Origin of the sequence: Synechococcus sp. UW140 (assembly GCF_900474295.1) — a bacterium.
Taxonomy (GTDB): domain Bacteria; phylum Cyanobacteriota; class Cyanobacteriia; order PCC-6307; family Cyanobiaceae; genus Synechococcus_C.
Genome location: NZ_UCOB01000014.1, coordinates 260,405 through 271,588, shown reverse-complemented (window position 1 = coordinate 271,588; position 11,184 = coordinate 260,405). Strand labels below are relative to the sequence as shown.

The following is an 11,184-nucleotide window of genomic DNA, read 5'->3' as shown; positions in this document are numbered from 1 at the left end:
TTGGATTGCTCGAGCCCAGACCGATATGTGGATGCCATTTGTGACCCTGGCAGCCCTGGTACAGACATTGTTGATCAGATCCTGGATGACGTCTTGAATGAGATTGGGTTGCCCATTATTGGCGACGAAACATTCGCGAAGCTATTCATCTCTGGCTTGGCACCACGCAATATTGATGGCCCTGGTCGCGGTATGGCGACGTACAACAACCTTTTGGCCGACACGTTGTTTGAGCGTTTGCCATTGCGTCAGTTTGATCCAGTGGTGATCGAGGAAACGGTTGTTGAACAACAAGAGGTGATTGAGGAGGATCCCGCTCCTCCGGTTCGCGGACTGTGGAGCAAGAGTGGCGAAGTGAGTGATGAGGATGCTCAGCAGGCACTGGACCGTGCCATTGCTCAAAACACAGATGTTGTGGAGGAGGAGAGCACGATGGTTGAGCGGCTTGAGGCAGCAGGGTTTGTGGAGGATCCATCCCTGACGGCGCAGTACGCTCGCCGCGAGGGAGTTCGCGCTTGGTTCCGCGCCTTTGGTGGTGATGATCGCGATAGCTACAACGACGACTTCACCAATCCCTATTACGTCAATTCAGGTGGCGGCGTACTGGGTCTCGACGTCTCCGTTTCGGAGTCGATCCAGGTTGGCGCGTTCGTGAATTACGGCAACATCAATTTGATCCAGCAAAGTGCTTTGGCCGGTGGTGGCTCCTGGAACTCCGATGGCTGGGGTGGTGGTGTGCGTGCCGACTACTGGACGGATAATTTCTATGTGCAGGGTCTGTTCAGTGCCACTGGATTCAGCGGTAACCAAAAGCGGAACATCATCGAAATCACCAGTCAGCTTGGTGATGAGACGGCATCCGGCACGAAGAGTGCCACCAGCTATGGCCTTGCATTCCGCGTCGGTGCGCCATTTGAAGCCGGTGACTTCCTGATTGAGCCCCAGTTCACCTCCACCTGGAGTTTCAACAATGAAAATCGCTTCACTGAGAGTGGCGCAGGTGATTTGAATCTCACCTATAAGGATCGCTCCACGACGTATCTGCAGACGGATTTGGCGATCAAATTCGCCTATCCGATCAAGACAGGAGAGACCTCAGAGTTGGTTCCCTCAGTGCGCGTGGGTTGGCTGGGTGACTGGAACGGCAACCTGAGCAAGCAGACGATTGGCTATCGCTTTACAAATGACACGGCGGATATCAACTCCACCCATGAAGCCACCAACGGCGTGCTGGTTGAAGGCGGTCTGGATTACACGATTGCCAACATCAACAGCAGCTCCTACAAGGTGTATGTGCGTGGCGGCATTGAAGCCTGGGGTGGCACTAGGGGAACCGATTACCGGGCATCGGGAGGTTTGGAGTGGCAGTTCTGATCAACTTCGGCATCGCCAATTAATTTCATCTGATGGCTGAAGAGCCAACAGCTGCAGCGATCTGCCCAGCTGTGGCAGGTGTCCGCCGGTGGATTGCCGTTCCCCACACCGCTAGCGTTCACGGTGGTGAAGATGATTAAGGCTTGCCATTCGTTTCCGTGCGATGGCGATTTGGAGCTGGTGGACGATGCAAACGGTGTGACCGGCGATTCCTCGAGCGCGTCGTTAGCAATTTCAGTACTCGGACTAAGCGTGAAAACGAAGCAGTGCGACTCTTAAAATTGAGAGGTTTGGATTGAATCTGTTCTGCTAAGAAATGATGAGTATTAGTGCCTAGTGGTTTTATCTGATCCTCGCTTTCTGCAAGCAATCCCGGCCGCAACAGAATCCTTATATTCTCGCTTTTGGTCTCGTCTGAGTTGTGTAAGATTTAGGTTATCGTTGGCGCTTTGGTTCGAACTCTCTAAATTGCAATTAGATATTTCTGTTCTGATGGCCGAAAAATTTGCCGATACTTTCGGCCTCTCCCGACGCTCAGGTGTTTCCGTTTTCGCGACCGCAGCTTCGGTTTTCTCTGCTGGTGTGGTTGTTTCGTTGACACTTGCGCCAAAAGCGATGGCATGTGAAGGGGGGGAAGGGTATTTTGACCCAACGATCTGCACAGGCAGGGTAGTTTCATGGAGAGAAGTAGATAATGGTATGGATCCTTTCGCTATCCTTCCTGTCTTTAACGGAGGAACGCTAAGTTTTAAGGGCTTTGAGAATGGAGACCTTTGGTATAGTGATGAGTGGTTTTTGGACCCCGATTTGGGCGGATTTAAGATCAATAATGGTAATAACTATGATAATACAATTGATAACTATGGCAAACATCCCCATTTTTATGGTCGGTTGGATGGTAAAGGCAACATGACGTTTACTGGCAAGGGTAAAACCAAGTTGTTTGGGTATAATGAGTTTACAGGTGGAACCCAGATTGAAGAAGGGACGCTGGTTATTGAGGACAAAAGAGCTAGCCCATCCGGACAAATAAATATCTCAAAAGGTGCAACTCTAGAGCTCAAAGGTGATGATATTGCTTTAGGCACTAACATTTTTTCCTACAATGGAACGATTGGCTTTGTTGGCGAAAGAGCTCATATTCAATCCGATATTGAGACTGATGGGGCCGCTTTGGGGCTGACACTTTACGTTGATAGTAGTTTGACGAGATCTGCTAAAGATGAAAATAATAAATACATTAGGCCATTGATTCAAGGATCTATCTATGGAGCAGGTGGAATCACAAAAACTGGAGGGGGTAGCCTTACCCTCAGCGGAATCAACACTTACTTAGGTGCAACTTTTGTAAGTGAAGGGACTTTAGAGATAGGCAAAACAGGAAGCCTTAGCAATGAGACGAACGTTTTTGTAGAAAAAAATGCAAAAATTGCTTTCCGAGCTGACGATACGATCAACTTGCTTCAGGGACAAGGTACGGTTGAGCTTGACTTGAATAGTAACTTGTCAATTGGGGGAGGTATAAGCAGTAACTATGATTTTACTTTTGATGGAAGAATTGTTGATGGTGGTAATTCTCAGGGCAGTGTCACAAAGTTGGGTCAAGGCATGCTTACTTTGTCTGGGAAAAATACATATACAGGAGATACACAGGTTGATTCTGGAGTGCTACAGGTAGTAGGATCATTGGCTGGAACGACCTCTGTTGATATTTCCAAAAACGCAATGCTGCTGGTGACGTCTGGAGGCAGTTTGAATGATTCTGCAGCTGTCACTATTCAGAAAGGAGCTAATTATATTGCTGCTACCAATGACACGATTGGGTCGATATCAGGAGGGGGTAGCGTTAAGCTTTATAATGCCAATAAAACTTTAACTGTCGGTGCATTAAATCAAGATTCTACCTTTTCGGGTGTGATTTCTGGTGATGGCAGCTTTGCAAAGACGGGTAGTGGAATTTTAACTCTGTCTGGAGCTAACACTTACGAAGGTACTACAGCGATTAAAGGAGGAACTTTAAAGGTCAGTGGCTCTTTAGACGATGCAGCGGCTGTGAGTGTTTCGAGTGGAGCGACCTACGACGTTGATTCCACCGATACCATTGGCTCCATTGCTGGCGCTGGTTCGGTTGAATTAGCTAAAGGCATCACACTTACCGCTGGTGGCAGCAACACATCAACAACTTTTTCTGGCGATATCTCAGGAGCTGGCAATTTCACGAAAGACGGATCCGGCACATTGTCAATTTCTAGTGATAACGCTTTGAGTGGGCTGGGCGGTAAAACTACAGTAAAGACTGGAACTATCGATTTTGGTGAGACGTCACAACAGGCCGTGGATCTTGTGATTAAAGAGTCTGGAATAGTTAAGGGTGGAGTTTTCAGTGTGAAGGACCTGGATAATAGTGGTGCAATTACTTTTGATTCCCTCGTTGGCGATTCATTCGAGAATGCGGGAGAGGCTGTTGGAGGAAGTCTTTCATTGGCCCAATTGGATAATAGTGGTTCGATTACTTTCGATTCCCTAATTGGTAATTCATTGGAGAATGCTGGAGAGGTTGTTGGAGGTCACCTTTTGGTGAATCAAGTTGATAATAGTGGTGAAATGAGTTTCGATACTCTGGAGAGTGAGGAGTTAGATAATGCTGGAGAAGTGTTGGGGGGAGACCTTTCCGTCGGTCAATTGGATAATGCTGGTGAAATCACAGTGGCTTCTTTGTTCGGTAATAATGATGCCAATGAATTTATTAACACTGGCTCGATCGAGATCACGACTTCGGCCAATATTGATATGAAGGGAGGTAATGATATTTTTGAAACTAATTCAAATCTGACTCTTTCTGGAATACTCGATGGCGGGGAGGGTGATGATTTGATTCGGTTTGGATCTTCGGATAATAAGCTCCACCCATTTAGGGCAGCTAAAATTAGCAATTTCGAACAAGCTGAGCAGACGAGCGGCACTTGGGATTACGACGGCAATTTCAAGGAATCTGGGATTGAAACAATGACGCTCAAGGGTGGTGTCATTGAAATCCTTGACTCTGAGCATGCAATCTTCGAAAATTTTGTGATGGAAGCTGGTCGGCTTGTTGCCAGCCTTGAAAGTAAGGATTCAGCACCACTGACTGCTGATAGTTTTGACTATCAAGGTGGTTCGTTGCTGATTAAAGCTGCTGATCAACACGATCCAGAGGGGACCTACACAGTGATTGATGCACCTGCTGCAAGTCAGGGAGAGATGAATGAGCTGGCTGCGAAATCAGAGCTTGAATACGACGGTACAACAGACAAGTTCAGTGGTATTGGTAAAGATAAAGGAATTGAAGAAAGCACGATTTATGATGTTTATCTCCAGGAAGGTAGTTTGCAGCTCGTTGTTGATAAGAAGTCGGCTCCTGAAGTGCTTGCTGACTTGGATTGCTCGAGCCCAGACCGATATGTGGATGCCATTTGTGACCCTGGCAGCCCTGGTACAGACATTGTTGATCAGATCCTGGATGACGTCTTGAATGAGATTGGGTTGCCCATTATTGGCGACGAAACATTCGCGAAGCTATTCATCTCTGGCTTGGCACCACGCAATATTGATGGCCCTGGTCGCGGTATGGCGACGTACAACAACCTTTTGGCCGACACGTTGTTTGAGCGTTTGCCATTGCGTCAGTTTGATCCAGTGGTGATCGAGGAAACGGTTGTTGAACAACAAGAGGTGATTGAGGAGGATCCCGCTCCTCCGGTTCGCGGACTGTGGAGCAAGAGTGGCGAAGTGAGTGATGAGGATGCTCAGCAGGCACTGGACCGTGCCATTGCTCAAAACACAGATGTTGTGGAGGAGGAGAGCACGATGGTTGAGCGGCTTGAGGCAGCAGGGTTTGTGGAGGATCCATCCCTGACGGCGCAGTACGCTCGCCGCGAGGGAGTTCGCGCTTGGTTCCGCGCCTTTGGTGGTGATGATCGCGATAGCTACAACGACGACTTCACCAATCCCTATTACGTCAATTCAGGTGGCGGCGTACTGGGTCTCGACGTCTCCGTTTCGGAGTCGATCCAGGTTGGCGCGTTCGTGAATTACGGCAACATCAATTTGATCCAGCAAAGTGCTTTGGCCGGTGGTGGCTCCTGGAACTCCGATGGCTGGGGTGGTGGTGTGCGTGCCGACTACTGGACGGATAATTTCTATGTGCAGGGTCTGTTCAGTGCCACTGGATTCAGCGGTAACCAAAAGCGGAACATCATCGAAATCACCAGTCAGCTTGGTGATGAGACGGCATCCGGCACGAAGAGTGCCACCAGCTATGGCCTTGCATTCCGCGTCGGTGCGCCATTTGAAGCCGGTGACTTCCTGATTGAGCCCCAGTTCACCTCCACCTGGAGTTTCAACAATGAAAATCGCTTCACTGAGAGTGGCGCAGGTGATTTGAATCTCACCTATAAGGATCGCTCCACGACGTATCTGCAGACGGATTTGGCGATCAAATTCGCCTATCCGATCAAGACAGGAGAGACCTCAGAGTTGGTTCCCTCAGTGCGCGTGGGTTGGCTGGGTGACTGGAACGGCAACCTGAGCAAGCAGACGATTGGCTATCGCTTTACAAATGACACGGCGGATATCAACTCCACCCATGAAGCCACCAACGGCGTGCTGGTTGAAGGCGGTCTGGATTACACGATTGCCAACATCAACAGCAGCTCCTACAAGGTGTATGTGCGTGGCGGCATTGAAGCCTGGGGTGGCACTAGGGGAACCGATTACCGGGCATCGGGAGGTTTGGAGTGGCAGTTCTGAACCAGTGACGTTGGTTTTGATTGAGGTGTGACCTGAGGTCTTTGCCCCACATCACACCTCAATCAAGAGATGGTCTGATCACTCCCACTGGCTGGTCGCCCTCCAGCCGCCAGCTGCAGCACCGATGATGGAGTCACCTCTTGTCTGGCTTGATGCGTTTGGTGCCTCGTCTGGTCTTGTCCGTTCTGGTTGCCCTGCTCCTGTTGCTGATCACCCCCGCTGTGGCGATCGCTCAGGTGCATCAACACAGCGATGAAGCCGGTGCTCCGATGCTGCGCAGCCTTGAGAGTCTGCGCGATCTCGACTATCAAAGTTGGCAGGCGGTGGCCTATCGCACCGGCGAGCCAGGCCAGTCAGTGGTGCTACGCATCGTCGGATATCCGGGCAGAGTGCGTCTTGATCACCCCACGCCGCTCCTCGTCAAGGCCGGTGTGAAGCAGTGGCAGCTGCCCGACATCACGCTCGAGAACCCCGCCCTCGCAGGTGATGGTCGTGATGCCGCTGCTGAATTCGACCTTGATCCTCTGCTCGGCGACCTGCGCAACAACCGACCGTTGCGCTTGTTTCTTCCCGGCGTGCTGAACGATCTTCCCGTGCCGCCTTACGTCGTGGCTGAATGGCGTCAGGTGCAGAACGATCCCTTGACGTGATGGCTGCCACCGATCCATCCAAACAGCGCTGGATCCCTTGGATGCAGCGGGCGCTGCAGTTGGCAGGCCTTGCGGCAGGCCGCACCAGCCCGAACCCCCTCGTCGGTGCTGTGGTGCTTGCCGCCGATGGCCAGTTGGTCGGGGAAGGGTTCCATGCGCGTGCCGGTGAGCCCCATGCCGAAGTGGGTGCTCTCGCGCAAGCCGGTGACGCCGCCCGCGGCGGCACGATCGTGGTGACGCTCGAACCCTGCTGTCATCACGGCCGCACGCCCCCCTGCGCTGAGGCGGTGATCGCTGCTGGCATCACCCGAGTGGTGGTGGCTCTCTCCGATCCCGATCCCCGCGTCGCTGGTGGTGGCCTTCAGCGTTTGCGTGACGCCGGCCTTGAGGTGATCACCGGAGTGCTGGAGGAAGAAGCCGCCCATCAAAACCGCGCCTTTGTGCACCGGGTACAAACCGGTCGGCCCTGGGGGGTGCTCAAGTGGGCGATGAGTCTGGATGGCCGCACGGCCCTGCCCAATGGAGCGAGTCAGTGGATCAGCGGTTCAGCGGCACGGTCGTGGGTGCATCGTCTACGGGCCGGCTGTGATGCGGTAATTGTTGGCGGCGGCACCCTGCGAGCTGATAACCCTCTGCTCACCAGTCGTGGCCAGCGTCAGCCCGAGCCCTTACGTGTGGTGCTCAGCCGCAGTCTGGATTTGCCTGAACAGGCCCAACTCTGGGACCAGTCGGAGGCCTCCACCCTGGTGGCCCACCAAGCATCGTCTGATTGGGCTGGCCGAGAGCGGCTTCGGGCGGCTTGGGCACAAGCCGGTGTGGCCGTGCAGTCCTTCGAGCGCTGTGACCCGTTAGCCCTGCTGCCGCTGCTGGCTGCCCGGGGCTGCAATCGGGTGCTCTGGGAATGCGGCCCCTCGCTCGCAGCTGCCGCTTTGCAGCAGGGCTGCGTGCAGGAGCTCGCCGTGGTGATTGCCCCCAAGCTGATGGGTGGTGAGCTGGCCCGCACGCCTCTAGGCGACCTTGGACTGACGGCGATGGATCAGGTTGTCCCCCTCGCGCTTGACTCCGCCCAATCCCTTGGAGACGACCTGTTGCTGCAGGCCAGACTTCGCTGTGATTCCATCGATTGATGGCGTTTTGGCTGGCCTGGATGCACCGCTGCCTCGATGATGGAACTTCTGCCGGCTTGCGGCGATGACTTGGACCTATCTGTTCTGCCTGATCGCCGGTGGGCTGTTGATCAGCTTGTCGATTGCCGGTGAGGCCGATGTGGATTTCGGGGGTGATGGCGCCTCCGGTATCGCCGAAGGCGGACAGCCGACTGTTTTGTTCAGCACATCGTTTTGGTCTTTTGGCTTGGCTGGTTTTGGGCTCTGCGGTCTGTTGTTGCAGTTGTTTCAGGGTGCTGGTGCCTCACCCTTCACCTTGCCGCTCGCTCTGCTGCTCGGGGTTGGGCTCGGCTGGGCCGCCGCGCTGGCCTTGCGGTTGATGGCACGTCGTGAAGCCAACACCGTGGTTCGGGTGGACGACCTGATCGGACTGGAGGCGACGGTGACGCTTCCGCTCAGTGACCAGCAGCGCGGTTTCGTTGAAGTCTCCGTTCGTGGAAGCTTGTTGCGGCGTGCAGCGCGCAGCGCCTCCAGCCCCTTGGAGCGTGGCGATCGGGCGGTGATTTTGAGGGCTGAAGCCAACACCCTGATCGTTGACCCTCTTGATATGGCCGACTGATTCCACCCTGGCTAAGGCAGAAGAAGTTTCAGCCGCACTTATGCAGCCCAGCTTGGCAACGCAGCCGTTGCCACTTCTGGCCCAACGCCAGCCCAGTAACAACCCTGCCGGGGCCGTTGTTTCAGTCGCTTCGACTGTTTTTGTAGTGGTGGTGGCGCTGACCCTGATCAGCCGCTGGATGATCCGCATCTGTCGCCCCCATGAAATGCTTGTGGTGACCGGTTCGAAATCCAACCAGGGTGCCCAGGGGATGAAGGGCTACAGGGTGGTTGCCAATGGTGGCTGCACCTTCGTGAAGCCGATCCTGGAGACGGCTCGGCGCATGGATGTGACGCTCCTGCCGGTGCTGGTGGAGGTGAGCAACGCCTATTCCAAGGGCGGTACCCCTCTCAACATTCAGGCGATTGCCAACGTCAAGGTGAGCACTGATCCAGCGGTTCGCAACAACGCGATCGAACGCTTCCTTGGCCGGGATAACAAGGAAATTGTGCAGGTGGCCAAGGAGAACCTTGAAGGCAACCTGCGCAGCGTTCTGGCCCAGCTCACGCCCGAGCAGGTGAATGAAGACCGTCTGCGCTTTGCGGAGCAGGTTGCTGATGATGTCGGGGAGGATCTGCGTCGTCTTGGCTTGCAGCTCGACACGCTCAAGATCCAGAGTGTTTTTGACGACGTCGACTACCTCAATTCGATCAGCCGCCGCCGTGTGGCCCAAATTGTGCGTGATGCCGAGATCGCTGAATCCGAGGCGATTGGTCAGGCCGAACGGATCGAGGCCGAGATGGAGGAGGTGGCAGAGGTGGTGCGTACTGAAGCGGAAACAGTCGTGCTTGAAAAAGACAACGACGTGCGCACCAAGGTGGCCCAGATGGAGAAGGACGCTCGCTCCGAGGAGGAACGCACCGAAGCGGCTGAGCTGGAGGCCCGGGCTCGGGCTGAGCAACAGTTGCAGAAGGTGCGTGCTGAACTGGAACGCTTGCGCTTGAAGGCCGAAGCGGTTCTGCCCTCCCAGGCGCTCCAGAAGGCCCAGGAGCTGCGCGCCCGCGGCCGTGCCGCCGCCACCGCCGAAGACGTGAAGGCCAGTGCCCTGGTGAACGATCTGCTCACCCAGGTGTGGGAAGACGCCGGCAGTACCGCCGAGTTGGTCTTCCTGCTGCAGCAGATTGAGATGGTGCTTCAGCAGGCCACGCGTTTGCCCGCTCAGCTGCATCTCAAGCGCATCACCGCCCTGGATGGTGATGACGCGTCCACCCTGGCCAGCCTTGTGGCGCTGAATCACAAGGTGGTGCGCCAATTCTTCGAGCAGGTCAAGGACATCCTTGGCGTGGATCTGCTCGGCACCCTGTCTTCCACCGGAGTTAACTGATGTTTGTCGCCTTTGGCTTGACCGGCGCTGCGGGGCTTTGGGCTTTCGTGGTGTTGCTGCGTCAGCTCTATTTCATCTGTCAGCCCAGTGAAGTGCTGATCTTCGCCGGCCTGGGCCGCACCACTGGCGATGGGCGCAAGGTGGGGTATCGCACGGTACGGGGAGGCAGTGCCTTGCGGATCCCTGTTCTTGAAGAGGTGATGCGCCTCGACCTCAGCAACATGATCATCGAGTTGCGGGTGGAGAACGCCTACTCCAAAGGGGGTATCCCGCTCAACGTGGCGGGTGTGGCCAACATCAAGATCTCCGGTGATGAGCCTGGGATCCACAACGCGATCGAACGCTTGATTGGCAAAAGCCAGGACGAGATTCGCCATATCGCCAAGGAGACGTTGGAAGGGAACCTGCGCGGCGTGATGGCCAGCCTCACTCCCGAGCAACTCAATGAAGACAAGATCACCTTTGCGCGCACCCTGCTGGAGGAGGCGGAGGACGATCTGCAAAAGCTCGGGCTGGTGCTCGACACGCTGCAGATTCAGAACATCTCTGATGACGTGCGCTACCTCGATTCGATTGGTCGCAAGCAGCTGGTCGAACTGAAGAGGGATTCGCGCATCGCTGAGGCTGAGGCCACCTCGCAATCGGCTGTGAAGCAAGCGGAGAACGCTCGCATCACCTCCCTGCGCCGGCTCGATAAGGAATTGGCGGTGGCCACCGCCAATGCCCAGAAACGGATCAAGGATGCGCTCACCCGTCGCGATGCCTTGGTGGCGGAGGTGGAAGCAGAAGTGGGGGCCGAGTTGGCAAGGGCTGAGGCGGAGCTGCCGGTGCAGGAGGCGCGCATCAAACAGGTAACGCAGCAGCTTGAAGCGGATGTGATTGCGCCGGCTGAATCCGAATGTCAAACGATGATGGCGGAGGCCAAAGGCGCTGCTGCCACGATCGTGGAGCAGGGGCGTTCCCAGGCCGAGGGCCTTCAAGATTTGGTCACCTCTCTGAAGCGCAGTGGTTCGGATGCCAAGCGCCTGTTCCTTCTCCAGAAACTGGAGCCGCTGCTCACGATGCTGAGCGACACCGTGAAGCCGATTGAGGTGGAGGAGGTCGCCCTGATTGGTGAACGGGAAGGACAGATGAATCTGTCGCTTGCCACCTTGCTGCGCCAGCTTCAGGACAGCACCGGCCTGCGCTTGACGCCGAACCGGTCTGAGAGCAACGGTCAGTCTGGGCCTGATTCCACCTCCATGCCTCCGACGAGCTATGCGCAGGACTAAGCCATGCGCAACG

The 11,184-nt window shown here is 54.9% G+C and carries 7 protein-coding genes; all 7 read left to right on the top strand.

Translation table 11 applies throughout. The features are described from left to right. Nucleotides 1–1,374: autotransporter outer membrane beta-barrel domain-containing protein (locus DXY10_RS14525; RefSeq protein ID WP_170955721.1), on the top strand; the 1,374-nt coding region annotated here is incomplete at its 5' end. A 441-nt stretch (nucleotides 1,375–1,815) separates the two neighbouring features. Continuing rightward, a complete protein-coding gene (locus tag DXY10_RS06370; protein ID WP_115017312.1) occupies nucleotides 1,816–6,162 on the top strand; it encodes an autotransporter outer membrane beta-barrel domain-containing protein in 4,347 nt (1,448 codons plus the stop codon). A gap of 152 nt (nucleotides 6,163–6,314) precedes the next feature. Continuing rightward, the gene (locus DXY10_RS06365) at nucleotides 6,315–6,812 is read left to right on the top strand and encodes a DUF3122 domain-containing protein (RefSeq protein WP_170955720.1); all 498 of its coding nucleotides are present in this window, start codon (nucleotides 6,315–6,317) and stop codon (nucleotides 6,810–6,812) included. Next, the gene (gene ribD / locus DXY10_RS06360; protein ID WP_170955724.1) at nucleotides 6,812–7,939 is read left to right on the top strand and encodes a bifunctional diaminohydroxyphosphoribosylaminopyrimidine deaminase/5-amino-6-(5-phosphoribosylamino)uracil reductase RibD; all 1,128 of its coding nucleotides are present in this window, start codon (nucleotides 6,812–6,814) and stop codon (nucleotides 7,937–7,939) included. Before DXY10_RS06365 ends, ribD begins: the two co-directional genes overlap by 1 nt. A 64-nt stretch (nucleotides 7,940–8,003) precedes the next feature. Then, complete coding sequence (locus DXY10_RS06355) at nucleotides 8,004–8,537, top strand: NfeD family protein (RefSeq protein WP_115017310.1); 534 nt, start codon at nucleotides 8,004–8,006, stop codon at nucleotides 8,535–8,537. 52 nt (nucleotides 8,538–8,589) lie between these two features. Next, nucleotides 8,590–9,900 (top strand): flotillin family protein, encoded by a 1,311-nt coding sequence (locus DXY10_RS06350; protein ID WP_244281959.1) that lies wholly within the window; start codon nucleotides 8,590–8,592, stop codon nucleotides 9,898–9,900. Continuing rightward, nucleotides 9,900–11,171, top strand: a complete 1,272-nt coding sequence (locus DXY10_RS06345) for a flotillin family protein (protein ID WP_115017304.1) — start codon at nucleotides 9,900–9,902, stop codon at nucleotides 11,169–11,171. Before DXY10_RS06350 ends, DXY10_RS06345 begins: the two co-directional genes overlap by 1 nt. The last annotated feature ends 13 nt before the right edge of the window (nucleotides 11,172–11,184 follow it).